Origin of the sequence: Pseudomonas sp. NY15437, assembly GCF_048068435.1 — a bacterium.
In the GTDB taxonomy this organism is placed as follows: domain Bacteria; phylum Pseudomonadota; class Gammaproteobacteria; order Pseudomonadales; family Pseudomonadaceae; genus Pseudomonas; species Pseudomonas nitroreducens_B.
The window spans coordinates 92245-110221 of sequence record NZ_JBLUQC010000010.1 but is presented as its reverse complement, the minus strand read 5'-3'; the positions used below and the strand labels follow the sequence as shown (position 1 = coordinate 110221).

The following is a 17977-nucleotide window of genomic DNA, read 5'->3' as shown; positions in this document are numbered from 1 at the left end:
GAGAGCCCGGCGATCGTTCGTTCACTCGCCGACGCTGATCTTCAGCCCGGCGGCAATGGCAAAGGGCGTCAGCGTCAATGCTAACGCCGTCAGGCTGGCCAGCCACAACAGGTGCCCGGCGGTGGGCAGCCCCTGCAGCGACGCCTGCAGCGCTCCGCTGCCCAGGATCAGCACCGGAATGTAGAGCGGCAGGATCAGCAGGGCCAGCAGCAGGCCACCGCGCTTGAGGCCGACGGTGAGCGCGGCGCCCACGGCGCCCAGCAGGCTCAACACCGGCGTCCCCAGCAGCAGCGACAGCAGCAGGTCCGGCAGGCAGCGCGCCGGCAGGCCCAGCATCAGGGCGAAAAGCGGCGACAGCAGCACCAGGGCCAGCCCTGAAACCAGCCAGTGTGCCAGCACTTTGGCCAGGACCAGTAGTGGCAGGGGGTGCGGCGAAAGGACCCACTGTTCCAGGGAACCATCCTCGAAATCGCTGCGGAACAGGCCGTCCAGCGACAGCAGCACCGCCAGCAAAGCCGCGACCCAGACCAGGCCCGGCGAGAGGTTCTTGAGCATTTCCGACTCAGGACCGACCGCCAGCGGGAACAGCGCGATGACGATGGCGAAGAACACCAAAGGATTAGCCAGCTCCGCCGGACGTCGGAACAGCAGCCGCGCTTCGCGGGCGAGCAGCAGGGTGAAGACGTTGCTCATCGCGCCGCCACCTCCCGTGCGTGCTGGCCAAGGTCCAGGGCGCGGTAGCCCCGTGGCATGCGTTCCAGGGTGTGGTGGGTGGTCAGCACCACCAGGCCACCGCGTTCGCAATGGCCGGCCAGGTGTTCTTCGAGCTGCGCCACGCCCTGCTTGTCCAGGGCGGTGAAGGGTTCGTCGAGGATCCACAGCGGCGGCGCGTCCAGATACAGGCGCGCCAGGGCCACGCGGCGCTGCTGCCCGGCGGACAGGGTGTGGCAGGGAACGTCCTCGAAGCCACGCAGGCCGACGGCGTCCAGCGCCTGCCAGATGGCATCGCGGCTGGCCGGCTGGTGCAGGGCGCAGAGCCAGGCGAGATTCTCTTCGGCGCTCAGCAGGCCCTTGATACCCGCGGCGTGGCCGATCCACAGGAGCAGGCGCGCCAGCTCGTGGCGCTGCTCGGTCAGCGGCTTGCCATTGAGCAGCACCTCACCCGCGGTGGGCTGCATCAGCCCGCTGAGCAGGCGCAGCAGGCTGGTCTTGCCACTGCCGTTGGGGCCGACGATCTGTAGCATTTCGCCCGCGCCCAGTCGCACATCGAGACGCTCGAACAGCATGCGCCAGTCCCGCTCGCAGGCGAGCGCCACGGTTTCGAGGAGGGGATGGGTCAAGGGCATCGGCAACCGTCGGGCAGAAAACAGTCAGGAGTGCAAAAAAGCGGCCAAACCCGCCAGGCCGCCAAGCACGGCCGCGGGCGGCGCATTATACACAGCCGTTCCTACGCCCGACGTCAGGTTTTTCGACAGGGTGTAACGCGCCTCAGGCCCTGCGGCGGGCCCCTGGGCTGTCATGATCGTCCGGCTGCGCCTCTTCGTCGCGGGCACGACGGGTATGGATGGTGCTGATCGGCGACGTTTCCTGCTGCTTGATCAGACTATGAGTATGCCGCGAGATATAGGAGTGGTTGGCCGGGATATCCCGGTTGACAAAGGCCGAGGCACCAACCGACACGTTGTCACCGATGTGGAGGCCGTCGCCGATGATGCAGACATTGGCACCGAGGCTGACGTTGTCGCCGATGAGGATCGGCGCACTGCCATCGTTCTTCTGGCCGATGGTGGTGTTCTGGAAGATGCTGAAATTCTTGCCGATCACCGCCTTGCGGGTGATTACGATGCCAACCAGGTGAGGGATGTAAAGCCCCTCACCCACCGGGATGGTAATCGGAATCTCGATACCGAAGCGCTCGGCGAGGCGATCACCCAGGCGCATGGCGCGCTTCTGCCAGAAGGCGCTGGGGCTGGAGTGCAGGTATTGGGCGACGCGGAACCAGAACATGTAACGATACCGGGCGCGCTGCCGGCAGCGACGATGAAGCCGAGTCCAGCTGAAGCGGCTTTCCTCGCCCCCCAGGATCTCGATCCGCCACAGTCGTTTCAATTCCGCGAAGGTCATTACTGCATTCCACTTGATTCAGCCTGCGGTCCCTGCGGCAATGAAAACGCAATATTACTCTGATACCGCCCATCGGCACAAAACAACGCTGCGTTCGCCAAGAGGCAATAATCGCGTAAGTCCTTGCCACACCGGGATTTGCGGCACTTGGCCGAAGGCCGATGCTGTCATTGTGCCAATGGATCCTTAAACCTCTCTTAAGGAATCCGCGAGCGCCGCCGTCGGCCGAACGGTCTAAAGTGCCGGGCATCGCCGCCGATACACTGGGCGTAAACCCGTCACTCCGCCTACAGGTCTTCGATGCCGAGCGAAATTGGCGTTTCCCGCCCGCTACCGCCCACGCCGACGCTGCGCAGCTCGCAGAATGCTGCCGAGTTGACGCTCAAGCTCGCGCAGAGCCTGGGCGACCTGCTGCCGCCGGGGGACAAGGCGCATGCCGAGGTGCTGGCGGTGCGCGAGGGGCAGGTGAATTTCCAGTTGCTGCTGCGCCTGACGATGGCCGGCGGCCAACAGGCCCTGGTGGTGGCGGAAAGTCCCCAGGCGCTGCCCAAGGGCAGCACCCTGCAGCTGTCGACGATGAACCCGACCAGCCTTGCCGCCACCTTGCTGACGCAACCGAGCCTCGGCTCACTGGGGCTGGCCGGGACCAGCCAGGCGCCGCTGGGCAGCCTCGACCTCGACGTGTTGCCGGTGGGCACGCTGATCCAGGGCAAGGTGGATGCCAGCCAGGCCATCGCCCTGGGCAAGGCCGAACAGGTGGTCTACAAGGTGCTGGTCACCCTGCTCAACACCCCGCTGGCCGGGCGCCAGCTGAGCCTCGAATCGCCCAACCCGCTGCCCCTCAACAGCCTGCTCAGCGCTCGGGTGCAGGATCAACAAGCCTTGCAATTCCTGCCGATGAACGCGCGCCTGGAGCAACTCGACCTGAGCCTGCAGCTCGGCGTCCAGCAGAGCCGTCAGGGCCCGCTGGACGGCCTGTTCAAGGCGCTACAGGGCGTGACCAGCAATCCCAACGCGGCCCAGGACGCCAGCCCGGAATTGCGCCAGGCGGTGGACAAGCTGCTTGGCGCCCTGCCCGACGTGCGTCAACTCAGCGATGCCAAGGGCGTGGCCCAGGCCTTCCAGCAGAGCGGGGTGTTCCTCGAAGGGCAATTGCTGCGCGGCGTGGAGGCCCTGCCGCAGGACCTCAAGGCCAACCTGCTGCGGCTGATCGCTCAACTGCTGCCGGCCGTTCAGGGCGGCACCGCGGCTGCGGTACTGAGCAACCTGCCGGGTACCGCCCTGGCCGGAGCCAACAACCTGGCCCAGGCCATGCCGGCCTTCGTGCGCAACGCGCTGGGCGTGATCGGGCAGAGCAGCGGCCGTGCGCCAGCCCCGGTCAGCTTCCCGCTGCCCAGCCGCCTGGCCAATGAATTGGAGGAGGAAGGCGACCTCGAATCGCTGCTCAAGCTCGCCGCCGCCGCCGTCGCCCGCCTGCAGACCCACCAGTTGGGCAGCCTGGCACAGAGCGACGTGCTGCCCGACGGCACGGTACTGAACACCTGGCAGCTGGAAATTCCCCTGCGCCATCAGCAGCAGCTGGTGCCGATCCAGGTGCGTATCCAGCAGGAGGAAAAGGACTCCCAGGGCAAGGACCGGGACCAGCCGCCGCGCGAGATGCTCTGGCGCGTCGACCTCGCCTTCGACCTGGACAGCCTCGGCCCGCTGCAAGTCCAGGCCACCCTCGCCCACGGCAGCATCGGCACCCAGCTGTGGGCCGAGCGCGCCAGCACCGCCAGCCTGATCGACGGCGAGCTGGGCACGCTGCGCCAGCGGCTGAATGACGCCGGGCTGACGGTGGGTGAACTGAGCTGTCGCCAGGGCAAGCCGCCGCAGGGCACGCGCACGGCTGTGGAGCAGCGCTGGGTGGATGAGACCGCATGAAAAAAGCCAGGAAAGCGCCACGCCAGGCTATCGCCCTCAACTACGACGGTCAGAGCGCGCCGACGCTGACCGCCAAGGGCGACGACGAGCTGGCGGAAACCATCCTCGCCATCGCCCGTCACCACGAAGTGCCGATCTACGAGAACGGCGAACTGGTGCGCCTGCTGGCACGGCTGGAACTGGGCGATGCGATACCCGAGGCGCTCTACCGCACCATCGCGGAGATCATCGCCTTCGCCTGGTACCTCAAGGGCAAGAGTCCGTTGAATGACAACCCGGGCGCTGCGCCGGATGCAATGCCGCTCTTGCTGGAAGGCCCGGCCTCGCGGCGTCGCTGACGCCTCAGGAACGGCAGGCGCAGCCGGTGCGGGCCGGCGCCGAGTCGCCGACCGGCGCGAAGTCGCGGAATTCCCCCACCGACCTGCGAATCGGCTGCTCGTCCTCGCTGTGGTAGAGCACCATGCTGCTGGTCACTTCCCGCAGCTGCGCCAGGGACAACGGCTTGTCCAGCACGTCCAGCAGCGGCACGCGGTTGGCCCAGGCCCATTGCATCAGCCCGCGCTTTTCCTCGGCGCTGTAGTGCCCCACCAGCAGGAACTGGCGGAAGGTATTGCTCTGGCTCAGCGCCTTGAGGCTCAACAATTCGCTGGGGCCGGGGCGGAAGTCATCGTGGATGAACAGCCCGTAGCGCTGCCGGGTGGCAAGCGCCTTGCGCACTTCGTCCAGGTTCAGGCACAGGCTCAGGTGGTAGAACTCCAGGCGGTTGAGCAGCACGCTGTAGTTCAGGAGCCGGCCGGGATTCGAGCACAGCACCATCGCCCGATGGGAAATCGTCGCCATTTCGATGGCCTCGATAACAGTTGATGGGGCCAATGTAGCGACGAATTGACGCCCTTCTTATCAGACGAGTCCTAATCCGCTGTAGTGGAAATCCTACTTATAAGATTTCCCGACGGCCGGTTTCCGACATTGCGCCGCGGGCATCGCTTTGTTGAGCCCCTTTGCTGCCTGTTCGAGTCATCTCGGCCGCGCGCCACCGGCGGGCCGCGAGCGCGGCCAGGCGGGGCAGCGGCAAATGTCCAACCCGTTCATTCTTTGCACAAGAAGCCGCGCCGCCACTTGAGAAACGGATGAAGGAATGGGGAACGCGGGTTAAACACCCAGGTTCCTATGAGTTCCCTCGTTCATCGAACGCGACCTGTCCATCCGCGTGGTCAGGCCCAGGGAAACCCGTACGGATTTCCCCTTCCATCCGTTCGTATCGTCATTTGTCGGCAAGGAAGTTTGATCGTGAGCAGCACGCATGAAGCAGGCAACACGCCTCACCACAACGAACTCAGGGGCGGACTGAAATCCCGCCACTTGACCATGATGTCCATCGCCGGCGTCATCGGCGCGGCACTCTTCGTCGGTTCCGGTAAAACCATCGCCCTGGCGGGGCCCGCGGCCGTGCTGGCCTACCTGGGCGGCGGCATCCTGGTGGTGCTGGTGATGCGGATGCTCGGCGAGATGGCGGTCGCCCAGCCGGACACCGGCTCCTTCTCCACCTATGCCGACCGCGCCATCGGGCGCTGGGCCGGCTTCACCATCGGCTGGTTGTACTGGTACTTCTGGGCCTTGCTGATGGGCTGGGAAGCCTTCGTCGCCGGCAACATCCTCAACAGCTGGTTCCCGATGATCCCCGGCTGGGGCTTCGCGCTGATCGTCACGCTGTCGCTGATCGTGGTGAACTTCATGAACGTGCGCAGCTATGGCGAGTTCGAGTTCTGGTTCGCCCTGATCAAGGTGGTCGCCATCGTCATCTTCATCATCATCGGCGGCCTGGCGATCGCCCACCTGTGGCCGTGGGGCAGCACCGGCGGCTGGTCGAACCTGACCGCCAACGGCGGCTTCATGCCCAACGGCGGCAAATCGGTGGTGGTCGCCCTGCTTGGCGTGATGTTCGCCTTTCTCGGCGCGGAGATCGTCACGGTGGCCGCCGCCGAGTCGGCCAATCCCGACAAGGCGATCATCCGCACCACCAAGTCGGTGGTCTGGCGGATCTGCCTGTTCTACATCGGCTCGATCTTCATCGTGGTCGCCCTGGTGCCGTGGAACCACCCGCACCTGGGCGACCCGACCTGGGGTTCGTACCGTGTCACCCTGGACGCGCTGGGCATTCCCTACACCGGCCTGATCGTCAACTTCGTGGTACTGACCTCGGTGTGCAGCTGCTTCAACTCGGCGCTCTACACCGCGTCGCGCATGCTCTATTCCCTGGCTCGCCGTGGCGACGCCCATCGCATCATGCAGACCACCGGCCGGCGCACCGGCACGCCATACGTGGGCGTGCTGATTTCCAGCCTCTTCGCGCTGGTGGCGATTTTCCTCACCGCCATGCAATGGATGGACGTCTACGACGTGCTGATGCAGGCCACCGGGACCATCGCCCTGCTGGTCTACCTCGCCATTGCCTTCTCGCAATTGAGGATGCGCCGCAAGCTGGAGGCCGAAGGCCGGGAGATCAAGCTCAAGGTCTGGCTGTTCCCCTGGCTGACCTACGGGGTGATCGCCTTCATCATCGGCGCCTTCATCGTCATGGTGTGGGAAGGCACCTATTTCTACGAAGTGGTCTACACGCTGCTGCTGGCGGCAGTGATCGTGACCATGGGGCTGATTGCGCAGCGCTTCGATATCGGTACGAAAAACCGCAGAGGCTGAAGACCTGCCGGATGAATGCGAGGCCCCACGTCCGGGGCCTCGTTTCGTCGGGGCGGCGCTTGCTAGTCGCGCGCCTTGCCTTGATGCAGCCGGGCGACCAGCTCGGCCTCGGCCTGGGACAGGCCGCAGCTCTGGGTCAGGTCTTCCGGGCTGGCGCCCATGCCGACCAGGCGCGCGGCCTGGCTGAAGGACAGGCTGGTGGGGTCGCGCTGCTCGATGCGCACCAGGCGCTCGGGCAGCGGCGCGACCTGCTTGCTCAGCTCGCGCAGTTCCTCGCCCATGCGGACGTTGATCTGCTGGTATGACTCGATGCGCTTGCCCTGCTCTTTCAGGCGCTGCTCGAACACCGCCAATTGCTTGGCCAGCTCCACCGCCTGGGCTTGCTGGGCGCGCTGCCGGCCGGACAGCCAGACGCAGGCGCCGGCAAGGGCGACGCAGGCGACCGCGAGCACCACCAGTGCAATCAGCACCTCAGATGCTCTCCAGCTCCGACCACTCTTCCTCGGTCATCATCTTGTCCAGCTCGACCAGGATCAGCAGCTCGCCGTTCTTGTTGCAGACGCCCTGGATGAACTTGGCCGATTCCTCGTTACCGACGTTCGGCGCGGTCTCGATCTCGGACTGGCGCAGGTAGACGACCTCGGCGACGCTGTCGACCAGGATGCCCACCACCTGCTTGTCGGCTTCGATGATGACGATGCGGGTGTTGTCCGAAACCGGCGCCGGGTCCAGGCCGAAGCGCTGGCGGGTGTCGATCACGGTGACCACGTTGCCGCGCAGGTTGATGATGCCCAGCACGTAGCTCGGGGCACCCGGGACCGGCGCGATCTCGGTGTAGCGCAGCACTTCCTGGACCTGCATCACGTTGATGCCGTAGGTCTCGTTGTCCAGGCGGAAGGTGACCCACTGCAGAATCGGATCTTCGGCACCTTGCGCTGACGTTTTCTTCATATCCCCTCGCCTCTTCTGGTTTCCACGCCGCCTGCGGCGCGGAGGTTTTCTGTCGTATTGGGTTAGTGCTGCAGGCGCTTGGCCGCGCCGCTGGCGATCAGTTCGGCCAGGGCGGAGACATCCAGCAGCGCGCACATCTGGTCGATCACCGTGCCGGCCAGCCACGGGCGCTGCTGGCGCTGGCTGCGCCACTTCACCTCGGACGGGTCCAGGCGCACCGAGCGGCTGACCTGGTGCACCGCCAGCCCCCACTCGTAGCCCTGCACGGAAATCACGTATTGCAGCCCTTCGCGGTAGTCGTCCCGGTAGCGCTCGGGCATCACCCAGCGCGCGGTGTCGAGCACCTTCAGGTTGCCGTTCTGCCCGGGCAGGATGCCCAGGAACCAGTCCGGCTGGCCGAACAGCGGGGTCAGGTCGTGCCCCGCCAGCGGATAGATCGAGCCCAGGCACACCAGCGGCACCGCCAGGGTCAGCCCGGCGACGTCGAACAACAGGCACTCGAACGGCTCGGCGGCCCATACCGGGCGGCCGTCGTCGAGCAGCTTCAGCGGCGCGGCGGGCAGCTCGGCGCTGCCCGGCTGGTGCAGGTCGATGACCTGGCCCAGCTGCGCCGGCGGTTCATCGGCAACCGGTGCGGCGGTGGTTGGCGCGTCGCTGGCCGGGGCCATCGGTGCGGGGGCGCGCAGCTCGGCGACGGGCGCCCGGGCCGAAACGCTCAGGCGCGCATCGCGGACCTGCTCCTCCAGCACCGCCGCCTCGAATTCGTCGAGGCTGACGCTGGTATCCGCCGTCTGCACCACCGCAGCCTGGGGCTCGGCGGTGAGCGGTGCGAGCGGCTCGCTGACCACCAGCGCCACCGGGGCGACCGGCGCAACGGGCGCGGCAACGGGCTGCGCCACCGGTTCCGGGGCGAAGTCTTCGAACGTGGCCTCCTGCAGCAGTGCGTCCAGGTAGGACTGCAGCGCAAGCTGGGGGCGCGTGGCGGTAGCGGAACGACTCATGAGGGATAACCGCGCAAGGTGACTGTCCAGCCTATCGGCAGCGGACGCACCGCTCTTGAGCGCATCCGTCGGATTCTTTTGTTCAAGCACCGCATGCTCACGCTACCTGACTTGCCGGCACGTGGGCCAGCAGATGCTTGAGCAGCGCGCGGTAGGCGATCACGCCACGGCTGTTGCCGTCGTTGCGCGAGGGCACCAGGCCCTGGCGGCTGGCGTCGCGCAGCTTGGTATCCACCGGGATGAACGCCTGCCAGAGGGTGTCCGGGTAGGTGTCGCGCAGCACCCGCAGGGTGCCCAGGGAGGCCTGGGTACGGCGGTCGAACAGGGTCGGGACGATGGTGAACGGCAGCGCCTGCTTGCGCGAGCGGTTGACCATCTTCAGGGTGTTGACCATCCGCTCCAGGCCCTTGAGGGCGAGGAACTCGGTCTGCACCGGGATGACCAGGTGCTGGCTGGCCGCCATGGCGTTGACCATCAGCACGCCCAGCAGCGGCGGGCTGTCGATGATCGCGTGGTCGAACTCGTTCCACAGCTGCGCCAGGCTCTTGGCGATGACAAGACCCAGGCCGTTCTGCCCCGGCGACTGGCGCTCCAGGGTGGCCAGCGCGGTGCTCGACGGCAGCAGGCGGATGTTCTCGTGGCTGGTGGGCAGCAGCAGCGATGCCGGCAGCCCCTCGGGCACGTTGCCCTGGTGCAGGAACAGGTCGAACACGCTGTGTTCCAGGGTGTCCGGATCATGGCCGAAGTAGCTGGTCATCGAACCGTGGGGGTCCAGGTCGACGATCAGCACGCGCTTGCCGGCGTCCGCCAGCAGGCCCGCCAAGGCGATCGACGATGTGGTCTTGCCGACGCCACCTTTCTGGTTGGCTACCGCCCAGACTTTCATAGTGCTGGCTCCCCGCAGGCCGTGTTTCGGTTCAGGGTGTTCATATCATTCAGCCCCTGCCGATGACGAAGAATTGACGGCGCCACTCCCGGGCGCCTCGCTGGCAACCACTGGTGCAGATTGCGTGCCAGCATGCCGCAACGCCGGGTCCGGCTGCGCCTTGCCGCTGCCCACGCCGCTGATGCTGCGGCGCACCTCCAGGTTGCGGGAGATCACCAATACCACCCGGCGGTTGCGTGCACGGCCGTCCGCCGTGGCATTGTCCGCCACCGGCTGGAATTCACCATAGCCCACCGCCGCCAGCCGACCGGCGTCGAGGCCGTCCTGGGCGAGCATGCGGACGATGCTGGCGGCGCGGGCCGCGGACAGTTCCCAGTTGGTCGGGTACTGCGAATTATGGATCGGCACGTTGTCGGTGAAGCCCTCGACGTGCACCGGGTTGCGGTAAGGCGCCAGAATCCTGGCGACCTTCTCGATGATCGCGAACGCCGCGTCGTTGGGCACCGCATCGCCGCTGGGGAACAGCAGGCTGGAATTGAGGGTGATCTCGATCCAGAACTCGTTGCCGCGCACCGACAACTGGTCGGTGGCGATCAGGTCGCCAAACGCCTCGCGCACGCTCTGGGTAATCTGCTGCAGGGTGTCCGGGTTGCCCTGGGCCTGCCCTTCGTCCTGCGGATCGGTCAGCGACTGGTCCGGTTGCTGGGTGCGCGGGCGCTCCTCGCCAATCGGGATCGGGCGCACCGAACGGTCGGGCTGATTGAACACGCCGGTCAGGGTTTCCGAGAGGATCTTGTACTTGCCCTCGTTGATCGAGGAGATCGAGTACATCACCACGAAGAAGGCGAACAGCAGGGTGATGAAGTCCGCGTAGGACACCAGCCAGCGTTCGTGATTCTCGTGTTCTTCATGGCGTCTGCGGCGAGGCATGCGCATCACCTTCTTCTTAGCCCACGAAGCCTTGCAGCTTCAGCTCGATGGAACGCGGGTTTTCGCCCTCGGCGATGGACAGCAGCCCCTCCATGAGCATCTCGCGGTAGCAGGACTGGCGCAGCACGATGCTTTTCAGCTTGTGGCCAATGGGCAGCAGCAACAGGTTGGCCAGGCCCACGCCATAGATGGTGGCGACGAAGGCGACGGCGATGCCGTTGCCCAGCTGGCTCGGGTCGGCGAGGTTGCCCATGACGTGGATCAGGCCCATCACCGCGCCGATGATGCCGATGGTCGGCGAGTAGCCGCCCATGGCCTCGAACACCTTGGCGGCGGCCAGGTCACGACTTTCCTGGTTGTACAGGTCGACTTCGAGGATGCTGCGGATGGCTTCGGGCTCGGTGCCGTCCACCAGCAGTTGCAGGCCCTTGCGCGCGTAGGGGTCGCGCTCGGCGTCGGCGACGGTTTCCAGGCCCAGCAGGCCTTCCTTGCGCGCCGTCATGCTCCAGCCGACTACATGGTTGATGCCGCCGACCAGGTCCACCTTGGGCGGCAGGACCATCCAGCGCAGCATGGTCACGGCGCGCTTGAGCACCGCGACCGGCGTTTGCAGCAACGCGGCGGCGAGGGTGCCGCCCACCACGATCAGCGCCGCCGGGCCGTTGGCCAGGGCACCGACGTGCCCGCCCTCGAGGAAGTTGCCACCGATGATGGCAACCAGCGCGAGGATCAGGCCGACCAGGCTGAGGACATCCATCAGCCGCAGGCCTCGGTCAGGTGCCGGCCGATGTCGTCCAGGCTGTACACCGCGTCGGCCAGACCCGCCTTGGCGATCGCCATGGGCATGCCGTAGATCACGCAGCTGGCCTCATCCTGGGCCCACACCTGGGCGCCGCCCTGCTTGAGCATGCGCGCGCCTTCACGGCCGTCGGCGCCCATGCCGGTGAGGACCACCGCCAGCACCTTGTCGCCGTAGGCCTTGGACGCGGAACCGAAGGTCACGTCCACGCAGGGCTTGTAGTTCAGGCGTTCGTCACCGGGGAGGATGCGGATCGCGCCGCGGGCGTCGATCATCATCTGCTTGCCGCCGGGAGCCAGCAGGGCCACGCCGGGACGCAGCAGGTCGCCATCCTCGGCTTCCTTGACGGTGATCTTGCACAGCTTGTCCAGGCGTTCGGCGAAGGCCTTGGTGAAGGCCGCCGGCATGTGCTGGATCAGCACCAGCGGCGCGGGGAAGTTGGCAGGCAGCTGGGTCAGGACCCGCTGCAGCGCCACCGGCCCACCGGTCGACGTGCCGATGGCTACCAGCCGGTAGGGCTTACGCTTTGGGGCGGCGGAGGTCGCCGGCGCCGGAGCGGCCGGCGCGTGGCTGCCGCCCGGCGAAGCAGGAGCGGCCGGGCGCGCGGTGCCGGCAGCAGACGTCGAAGCCGGCGCGGCCGGGCTCGACGAATACGACGAGTAGGACGCGAAGCGACGATTGCTCTTGGCGATGGTGTGGACCTTCTCGCAGAGCAACTGGCGGACCTTGTCCGGGTTGCGCGAGATGTCCTCGAAATTCTTCGGCAGGTAATCCACCGCGCCGGCGTCCAGCGCGTCCAGGGTCACCCGGGCGCCCTCGTGGGTCAGCGAGGAGAACATCAGGACCGGCGTCGGGCAGCGCTGCATGATGGTCCGCACGGCGGTAATGCCGTCCATCAGCGGCATCTCGTAGTCCATGGTGATCACGTCGGGCTTGAGCGCCAGCGCCTGATCGATCGCCTCGCGGCCGTTGGTGGCCGTGCCGACCACCTGGATCTGCGGGTCGCCCGAAAGAATCTCCGAGACACGGCGGCGGAAGAACCCCGAATCGTCCACCACCAGGACTTTGACAGCCATAGACACTCCTGAAAAAAACTTCTTCCATCACACGGGCGCGCCAGGAGGCCCGCCCATAGAGTCAGTTGACGATTCGGCGCGAGCCGCGTTGCTGCGCCCAATCACGCCAGGCTAGACGCGGAACGACGGCGATGGCATTCCCTTGTCGAGTTCCGCAACGACGCATGGCGTGATTTGCCGCGCAACCCGAAGGGACGGGGCCGCATTTTGCGCCGCGCTGCGTTACTGGCTCATTTGGAATAACCACACCTATCTCCTCGTGCCTTGGCCTGCGCAAAATGTGGTTCCGTCGCGGCCGTGGCGAATCGTCATCTGACCCTATTGTCAGATACGACGGGCGTAGCGCTTGAGCATGCTCGGCACGTCGAGGATCAGCGCGATGCGCCCGTCCCCGGTGATGGTCGCCCCGGCCATGCCCGGCGTGCCCTGCAGCATCTTGCCCAGCGGCTTGATCACCACCTCTTCCTGGCCCACCAGCTGGTCGACCACGAAGCCGATGCGCTGGGTGCCCACGGAGAGGATCACCACGTGGCCCTCGCCCGGCTCGTCATGCTGCGCACCTGGCACCAGCCAGCGCTTGAGGTAGAACAACGGCAGGGCCTTGTCGCGGACAATCACCACTTCCTGGCCGTCCACCACGTTGGTGTTGGACAGGTCGAGGTGGAAGATCTCGTTGACGTTGACCAGCGGGAAGGCGAAGGCCTGGTTGCCCAGCATCACCATCAGGGTCGGCATGATCGCCAGGGTCAGCGGGACCTTGATGACGATCTTCGAGCCCTGGCCCTTGGTCGAGTAGATGTTGATGATCCCGTTGAGCTGGGAAATCTTGGTCTTCACCACGTCCATGCCGACACCGCGGCCGGAGACGTCGGAGATCTCGGTCTTGGTCGAGAAGCCGGGGGCGAAGATCAGGTTGTAGCAGTCGGACTCGGACAGGCGATCGGCCGCATCCTTGTCCAGCAGGCCCTTCTCCACCGCCTTGGCGCGCAGCACGTCCGGGTCCATGCCTTTGCCGTCGTCGGAGATCGACAGCAGGATGTGGTCGCCTTCCTGTTCGGCGGACAGCACCACCTTGCCCGAACGCGACTTGCCGGCGGCCTCTCGCTCGTCGGGGCCTTCGATGCCGTGGTCGACCGCGTTGCGCACCAGGTGCACCAGCGGGTCGGCCAGGGCCTCGACCAGGTTCTTGTCCAGGTCGGTCTCTTCGCCGATCAGCTCGAGGTTGATCTCTTTCTTCAGGTTGCGCGCCAGATCGCGGACCTGGCGCGGGAAGCGGCCGAAGACCTTCTTGATCGGCTGCATGCGGGTCTTCATGACCGACGACTGCAGGTCGGCGGTCACCACGTCAAGGTTGGAGACGGCCTTGGCCATCGCCTCGTCGCCGCTGTTCAGGCCCAGCCGCACCAGGCGGTTACGCACCAGCACCAGTTCGCCGACCATGTTCATGATCTCATCCAGGCGGGCGGTGTCCACGCGCACGGTGGTTTCCGCTTCGCTGGCCGGCTTCTCGGCGGGCGCGGCGGCAGCAGGCTTGGCAGCGGCAGGTTTGGCCGCCGCAGCAGCCGGTGCCGGCGCCGCAGCAGGCTTGGGCGCGGGGGCTGGCGCCGCCGGCTTGGCCGCCGCTGGCTCTTCCTTCGCGCCGGTGAACTGGCCCTTGCCGTGCAACTCGTCGAGCAGCTTCTCGAATTCGTCGTCGGTGATGTTGTCGTCGCCGCCAGGTGCCGGCGCTTGCTCGGCTTTCTTCTCGGCAGCCGCTTCGGCGGGAGCCGGGGTTTCCTCCTTGGCGCCGGTGAACTGGCCCTTGCCATGCAACTGGTCGAGCAGCGCTTCGAACTCGTCGTCGCTGATCTCGTCGCCACCGGCCGGCGCTTCGGCGGCCGGCGCCGGAGCAGCCTTGGCCGGCTCCTTGGCGCCAGCGCTGAACTGGCCCTTGCCGTGCAACTGGTCGAGGAGCGCTTCGAATTCGTCGTCGGTGATGTCGTCGCCACCGGCACCCACGGGCGCCGCGGGCGCTTCGGCGGCGGGCTCGAGCGCATCCATCAGTTGCTCGAACTCGGCGTCGGTGATGTCGCCATAGGCTGCCGCAGCCGCCGGCGCGGGTTCGACGACGGGCTCGGCGGCCGGAGCTTCGGCCGGCGCGGCATCCGGGTCGGCCAGGCGCGACAGGGCAGCGAGCAGCTCGGGCGTAGCCGGCGTCGGCTCCTGCGCATCCCGCACCTGCTGGAACATCACATTGACGGTATCCAGCGCCTGCAGCATCACGTCCATCAGCTCGGCATCCACGCGGCGTTCGCCCTTGCGCAGCATGTCGAAGACGTTTTCGGCGATGTGGCAGCACTCCACCAGCGCGTTCAGCTGGAGGAAGCCCGCCCCACCCTTGACGGTGTGGAACCCACGGAAGATGGCATTGAGCAGGTCCATGTCATCCGGGCGGCTTTCCAGCTCGACCAGTTGCTCGGACAGTTGCTCGAGGATCTCGCCGGCCTCCACCAGGAAGTCCTGGAGGATCTCGTCATCGGCGTCGAAGCTCATTCGGGTGCTCCCTCTACAGCGTCAGCGGACGCTTAAAAACCAAGGCTGGATAACAGGTCGTCGACATCGTCCTGACCGGACACGACGTCTTTTCTTGTATCGGCAGCAATCTGCGGACCTTCACCCTTGGCCGATCTTTCTTTTTCCACCGCGTCGCGCATGCTGTCGTGGTCATGCTCGATGCCGGCGTAGCGATCGACCTGCCCTGCCATCCAGACCAGCTTCACCAGGTTCGACTCGACCTCGGTCACCAGCTTGGTGACGCGCTTGATCACTTGCCCGGTGAGGTCCTGGAAGTCCTGCGCCAGCAGGATGTCGTTCAGGTGCGCGGAGAGTTTGCGGCTGTCCTGGGCGCTGATGTAGAGGAACTGCTCGACGCGCTTGGCCAGCTCGCGGAAGGCCTCGGGGCCCAGCTCGCGGCGCATGAAGCGCGACCAGTCTTCCTGCAGCTCCTTGGCCTGGGTCTCGATGTGCATCACCACCGGGGTGCACTCCTCCACCAGGTCCATGGTGCGATTGGCCGCTTTCTCGGTCATCGTCACCACATAGGACAGGCGGTCGGTCGCATCGGCGATCTGCGACATCTCCTCGGCGTGCCGGGAGTTGGGGTCGATCTGGAAGTTGACGATGGCGTTGTGCAATTCGCGGGTGAGCTTGCCTACCTCCTGGTAGAGCCCGCGATCACGCGCCTGGTTGAGCTCGGAGATCAGCTGCACGGCGGTCTGAACGTCGCCCTGCTCGAGGCAGTCGACCAATTCGCGCGCGTGTTTTTTCAGGGTCGACTCGAAGTCACCCGCGGATTCGTTGAAATCCATGACGCCCTCTTGGCCAGCCTCAGCTGCCGACCCGCTCGAAAATCTTCTCGATCTTTTCTTTCAGCACCTGAGCGGTGAAAGGCTTGACCACATAGCCGTTGACCCCGGCCTGGGCCGCTTCGATGATCTGGTCGCGCTTGGCTTCGGCGGTGACCATCAGCACCGGCAGGTGCTTGAGGCGCTCGTCGGCGCGGACCGCACGGAGCAGGTCGATACCGGTCATGCCGGGCATGTTCCAGTCGGTAACGAGGAAGTCGAAGTTGCCGCTGTGCAGCATCGGCAGCGCAGTGGTGCCGTCGTCGGCCTCTGCGGTGTTGGTGAACCCCAGGTCTCGCAGGAGGTTCTTGATGATGCGCCTCATCGTGGAAAAGTCGTCCACGATGAGAATTTTCATGTTCTTGTCCAAACCTGCCTCCATCGATACCAAACGCGCCCTGGCGGGCGTGCCGTCAATTCATCGAGCGTCGTGCGCTCTCGCCATGGGCGCGTCAAGGGAACGTCACCCAAAAAATTCGTAAGCCTATAACTTGCCTAAGGAAAATCCCTTCAGCCTTTTCGCTAGGAACAAGCAGGCGCGAAACTACCCGATGCTCAGCGAGCGCGCCACTCCGCCAGACGCGAACGCAAGCGCGCGGCGCACTGGCTGTGCAACTGGCTGACCCGGGATTCGCTGACGCCCAGTACTTCGCCGATCTCCTTGAGGTTGAGTTCCTCGTCGTAGTACAGGGCCAGCACCAGCCGCTCGCGCTCGGGCAGCTTGGTGATGGCGTCGGCCAGCGCCGCCTGGAAGCGTTCGTCCTCCAGCCCGTGGGACGGCTCGTTGTCGTGGTGCGATGCGTCTTCGGCAAGGCCGCCACTCTGTTCGCCGTCCTGCAACATGTCGTCGAAGCTGTACAGACGGCTGCCCTGGGTGTCGCTGAGGATGCCGTAATAATCTTCGAGGCTCATATTGAGTTCGGCAGCAACCTCCTGATCTTTAGCGTCGCGTCCGGTGCGCGCCTCGACGGCGCGGATGGCGTCGCTGACCATGCGGGTGTTGCGGTGCACCGAACGCGGGGCCCAGTCGCCCTTGCGCACCTCGTCGAGCATGGCGCCGCGGATGCGGATGCCGGCGTAGGTCTCGAAGCTCGCGCCCTTGCCCGCGTCGTATTTCTTCGCTGCCTCCAGCAGGCCGATCATGCCGGCCTGCATCAGGTCTTCCACCTGCACGCTGGCCGGCAGGCGGCCGAGCAGGTGGTAGGCGATACGCTTCACCAGCGGGGCATGCTTCTGGATCAGCAGTTCCTGGGAGTTGTGCGCCTGCGCCTTGCTGTACATACGCGCTCCGGAGGCCGCGGTCATACGGCCGAACCCGTGGGATGTTGCACCAGGCGCTCGACGAAGAACTCCAGGTGCCCTCGAGGGTTGGCCGGCAGCGGCCAGCTGTCGACCTTCTGCGCCACCGCACGGAAGGCCAGGGACGCCTTGCTGCGCGGGAACGCCTCATATACCGAACGCTGCTTCTGCACCGCCTTGCGCACCGACTCGTCGTAGGGAATGGCGCCCACGTACTGCAGGGCCACGTCGAGGAAGCGGTCGGTGACCTTGGTCAGCTTGGCGAACAGGTTGCGGCCCTCCTGGGGGCTGTGCGCCATGTTCGCCAGCACGCGGAAACGGGTCATGCCGTAGTCGCGGTTGAGCAGCTTGATCAAAGCATAGGCATCGGTGATGGACGTGGGTTCATCGCAAACGACCAGCAGCACTTCCTGCGCGGCGCGGACGAAGCTCACCACCGAGTCGCCGATGCCGGCGGCGGTGTCCACCACCAGCACGTCGATGTTGTCGCTGATGTCGCTGAAGGCCTGGATCAGGCCGGCGTGCTGCATCGGCGTGAGGTGGACCATGCTCTGGGTGCCCGAGGCCGCCGGAACGATGCGGATACCGCCCGGGCCCTGGAGGATCACGTCACGCAGGTCGCATTCGCCTTCGATCACGTCGGCCAGCGTGCGCTTGGGCGACAGGCCCAGCAGCACGTCGACGTTGGCCAGGCCCAGGTCGGCGTCCAGCAGCATGACGCGGCGACCCAGGTCGGCCAGCGCCAGCGACAGGTTCACCGACACGTTGGTCTTGCCCACGCCACCCTTGCCACCGGTGACTGCGATTACCTGAACGGGATGCATGCCCATATCAATACCTTGTCTCGTCGTTCGACCGTCACGCACCAGCGTTTCGGCTATTCCGGCTGCGGTGCTCCCCTGCTG

At 65.9% G+C, this 17977-nt stretch carries 19 protein-coding genes; 3 read left to right on the top strand and 16 right to left on the bottom strand.

Annotation, left to right across the window (positions count from 1 at the left end; genetic code table 11):
* Positions 1-21 precede the first annotated feature (21 nt).
* The 3 genes from ccmB to ACNFIA_RS21635 form a co-directional block, all read right to left on the bottom strand.
* Positions 22-693, bottom strand: coding sequence for a heme exporter protein CcmB (ccmB, locus tag ACNFIA_RS21645; protein WP_054907301.1), 672 nt, complete (start codon positions 691-693; stop codon positions 22-24).
* Positions 690-1346, bottom strand: a complete 657-nt coding sequence (gene ccmA / locus ACNFIA_RS21640) for a cytochrome c biogenesis heme-transporting ATPase CcmA (RefSeq protein ID WP_416788517.1) — start codon at positions 1344-1346, stop codon at positions 690-692. Before ccmA ends, ccmB begins: the two co-directional genes overlap by 4 nt.
* Positions 1347-1488: 142 nt before the next feature.
* Positions 1489-2124 carry a serine acetyltransferase gene (locus ACNFIA_RS21635; RefSeq protein WP_259756363.1) on the bottom strand — a complete coding sequence of 212 codons (636 nt, stop codon included), beginning with the start codon at positions 2122-2124 and terminating at the stop codon, positions 1489-1491.
* 300 nt (positions 2125-2424) lie between these two features.
* Between ACNFIA_RS21635 and ACNFIA_RS21630 the strand changes: the two genes are divergently transcribed.
* Positions 2425-4047: a flagellar hook-length control protein FliK gene (locus tag ACNFIA_RS21630; protein ID WP_416788513.1), complete on the top strand. Its 1623-nt coding sequence runs from the start codon at positions 2425-2427 to the stop codon at positions 4045-4047.
* Positions 4044-4385: an EscU/YscU/HrcU family type III secretion system export apparatus switch protein gene (locus tag ACNFIA_RS21625; protein WP_259756367.1), complete on the top strand. Its 342-nt coding sequence runs from the start codon at positions 4044-4046 to the stop codon at positions 4383-4385. Before ACNFIA_RS21630 ends, ACNFIA_RS21625 begins: the two co-directional genes overlap by 4 nt.
* Positions 4386-4389: 4 nt before the next feature.
* Here ACNFIA_RS21625 and ACNFIA_RS21620 read toward each other — a convergent pair whose 3' ends face one another.
* Positions 4390-4887 (bottom strand): hypothetical protein, encoded by a 498-nt coding sequence (locus tag ACNFIA_RS21620; protein WP_416788511.1) that lies wholly within the window; start codon positions 4885-4887, stop codon positions 4390-4392.
* A 444-nt stretch (positions 4888-5331) separates the two neighbouring features.
* On the opposite strand from ACNFIA_RS21620, the gene ACNFIA_RS21615 reads away from it, so the two are divergent.
* Positions 5332-6747, top strand: a complete 1416-nt coding sequence (locus tag ACNFIA_RS21615; protein WP_416788509.1) for an amino acid permease — start codon at positions 5332-5334, stop codon at positions 6745-6747.
* A 62-nt stretch (positions 6748-6809) separates the two neighbouring features.
* Here the strand turns inward: ACNFIA_RS21615 and ACNFIA_RS21610 are convergent, their stop codons facing one another.
* The 12 genes from ACNFIA_RS21610 to fleN all read right to left on the bottom strand — a co-directional run bounded on the left by ACNFIA_RS21610 (position 6810) and on the right by fleN (position 17902).
* Positions 6810-7217 (bottom strand): DUF2802 domain-containing protein, encoded by a 408-nt coding sequence (locus ACNFIA_RS21610; RefSeq protein WP_416788507.1) that lies wholly within the window; start codon positions 7215-7217, stop codon positions 6810-6812.
* Position 7218: 1 nt separating this feature from the next.
* A complete protein-coding gene (locus tag ACNFIA_RS21605) occupies positions 7219-7698 on the bottom strand; it encodes a chemotaxis protein CheW (protein ID WP_015476565.1) in 480 nt (159 codons plus the stop codon).
* 62 nt (positions 7699-7760) lie between these two features.
* Positions 7761-8699 carry a CheW domain-containing protein gene (locus tag ACNFIA_RS21600; RefSeq protein WP_416788505.1) on the bottom strand — a complete coding sequence of 313 codons (939 nt, stop codon included), beginning with the start codon at positions 8697-8699 and terminating at the stop codon, positions 7761-7763.
* A gap of 97 nt (positions 8700-8796) precedes the next feature.
* The gene (locus ACNFIA_RS21595; RefSeq protein ID WP_259756375.1) at positions 8797-9585 is read right to left on the bottom strand and encodes a ParA family protein; all 789 of its coding nucleotides are present in this window, start codon (positions 9583-9585) and stop codon (positions 8797-8799) included.
* Positions 9586-9630: 45 nt separating this feature from the next.
* Positions 9631-10515 carry a flagellar motor protein MotD gene (motD, locus tag ACNFIA_RS21590; RefSeq protein WP_416788502.1) on the bottom strand — a complete coding sequence of 295 codons (885 nt, stop codon included), beginning with the start codon at positions 10513-10515 and terminating at the stop codon, positions 9631-9633.
* 16 nt (positions 10516-10531) lie between these two features.
* Entirely contained in the window at positions 10532-11272 is a 741-nt protein-coding gene (locus tag ACNFIA_RS21585; protein WP_259756378.1) for a flagellar motor protein, read from the bottom strand.
* A complete protein-coding gene (locus ACNFIA_RS21580; RefSeq protein ID WP_416788499.1) occupies positions 11272-12390 on the bottom strand; it encodes a protein-glutamate methylesterase/protein-glutamine glutaminase in 1119 nt (372 codons plus the stop codon). The genes ACNFIA_RS21585 and ACNFIA_RS21580 overlap by 1 nt, the downstream gene beginning before the upstream one ends.
* 324 nt (positions 12391-12714) lie before the next feature.
* Positions 12715-14922 (bottom strand): chemotaxis protein CheA, encoded by a 2208-nt coding sequence (locus ACNFIA_RS21575; protein ID WP_416788497.1) that lies wholly within the window; start codon positions 14920-14922, stop codon positions 12715-12717.
* 32 nt (positions 14923-14954) lie between these two features.
* Positions 14955-15737: a protein phosphatase CheZ gene (locus ACNFIA_RS21570; RefSeq protein ID WP_259756383.1), complete on the bottom strand. Its 783-nt coding sequence runs from the start codon at positions 15735-15737 to the stop codon at positions 14955-14957.
* 19 nt (positions 15738-15756) lie between these two features.
* Complete coding sequence (locus ACNFIA_RS21565) at positions 15757-16131, bottom strand: chemotaxis response regulator CheY (RefSeq protein WP_085988857.1); 375 nt, start codon at positions 16129-16131, stop codon at positions 15757-15759.
* Between the two features lie 197 nt (positions 16132-16328).
* The gene (fliA, locus tag ACNFIA_RS21560) at positions 16329-17078 is read right to left on the bottom strand and encodes an RNA polymerase sigma factor FliA (RefSeq protein WP_259756385.1); all 750 of its coding nucleotides are present in this window, start codon (positions 17076-17078) and stop codon (positions 16329-16331) included.
* Positions 17075-17902, bottom strand: coding sequence for a flagellar synthesis regulator FleN (gene fleN, locus ACNFIA_RS21555; protein ID WP_017520297.1), 828 nt, complete (start codon positions 17900-17902; stop codon positions 17075-17077). The genes fliA and fleN overlap by 4 nt, the downstream gene beginning before the upstream one ends.
* Positions 17903-17977 lie beyond the last annotated feature (75 nt).

Excerpts from the sequence above, each read along its gene's own strand:
- ccmB (WP_054907301.1), bottom strand. The coding sequence starts at position 693 with ATGAGCAACGTCTTCACCCTGCTGCTCGCCCGCGAAGCGCGGCTGCTG.
- ccmA (WP_416788517.1), bottom strand. The coding sequence starts at position 1,346 with ATGCCCTTGACCCATCCCCTCCTCGAAACCGTGGCGCTCGCCTGCGAG.
- ACNFIA_RS21635 (WP_259756363.1), bottom strand. The coding sequence starts at position 2,124 with ATGACCTTCGCGGAATTGAAACGACTGTGGCGGATCGAGATCCTGGGG.
- ACNFIA_RS21630 (WP_416788513.1), top strand. The coding sequence starts at position 2,425 with ATGCCGAGCGAAATTGGCGTTTCCCGCCCGCTACCGCCCACGCCGACG.
- ACNFIA_RS21625 (WP_259756367.1), top strand. The coding sequence starts at position 4,044 with ATGAAAAAAGCCAGGAAAGCGCCACGCCAGGCTATCGCCCTCAACTAC.
- ACNFIA_RS21620 (WP_416788511.1), bottom strand. The coding sequence starts at position 4,887 with ATGGCGACGATTTCCCATCGGGCGATGGTGCTGTGCTCGAATCCCGGC.
- ACNFIA_RS21605 (WP_015476565.1), bottom strand. The coding sequence starts at position 7,698 with ATGAAGAAAACGTCAGCGCAAGGTGCCGAAGATCCGATTCTGCAGTGG.
- ACNFIA_RS21600 (WP_416788505.1), bottom strand. The coding sequence starts at position 8,699 with ATGAGTCGTTCCGCTACCGCCACGCGCCCCCAGCTTGCGCTGCAGTCC.
- ACNFIA_RS21595 (WP_259756375.1), bottom strand. The coding sequence starts at position 9,585 with ATGAAAGTCTGGGCGGTAGCCAACCAGAAAGGTGGCGTCGGCAAGACC.
- motD (WP_416788502.1), bottom strand. The coding sequence starts at position 10,515 with ATGCCTCGCCGCAGACGCCATGAAGAACACGAGAATCACGAACGCTGG.
- ACNFIA_RS21585 (WP_259756378.1), bottom strand. The coding sequence starts at position 11,272 with ATGGATGTCCTCAGCCTGGTCGGCCTGATCCTCGCGCTGGTTGCCATC.
- ACNFIA_RS21580 (WP_416788499.1), bottom strand. The coding sequence starts at position 12,390 with ATGGCTGTCAAAGTCCTGGTGGTGGACGATTCGGGGTTCTTCCGCCGC.
- ACNFIA_RS21575 (WP_416788497.1), bottom strand. The coding sequence starts at position 14,922 with ATGAGCTTCGACGCCGATGACGAGATCCTCCAGGACTTCCTGGTGGAG.
- ACNFIA_RS21570 (WP_259756383.1), bottom strand. The coding sequence starts at position 15,737 with ATGGATTTCAACGAATCCGCGGGTGACTTCGAGTCGACCCTGAAAAAA.
- ACNFIA_RS21565 (WP_085988857.1), bottom strand. The coding sequence starts at position 16,131 with ATGAAAATTCTCATCGTGGACGACTTTTCCACGATGAGGCGCATCATC.
- fliA (WP_259756385.1), bottom strand. The coding sequence starts at position 17,078 with ATGACCGCGGCCTCCGGAGCGCGTATGTACAGCAAGGCGCAGGCGCAC.
- fleN (WP_017520297.1), bottom strand. The coding sequence starts at position 17,902 with ATGGGCATGCATCCCGTTCAGGTAATCGCAGTCACCGGTGGCAAGGGT.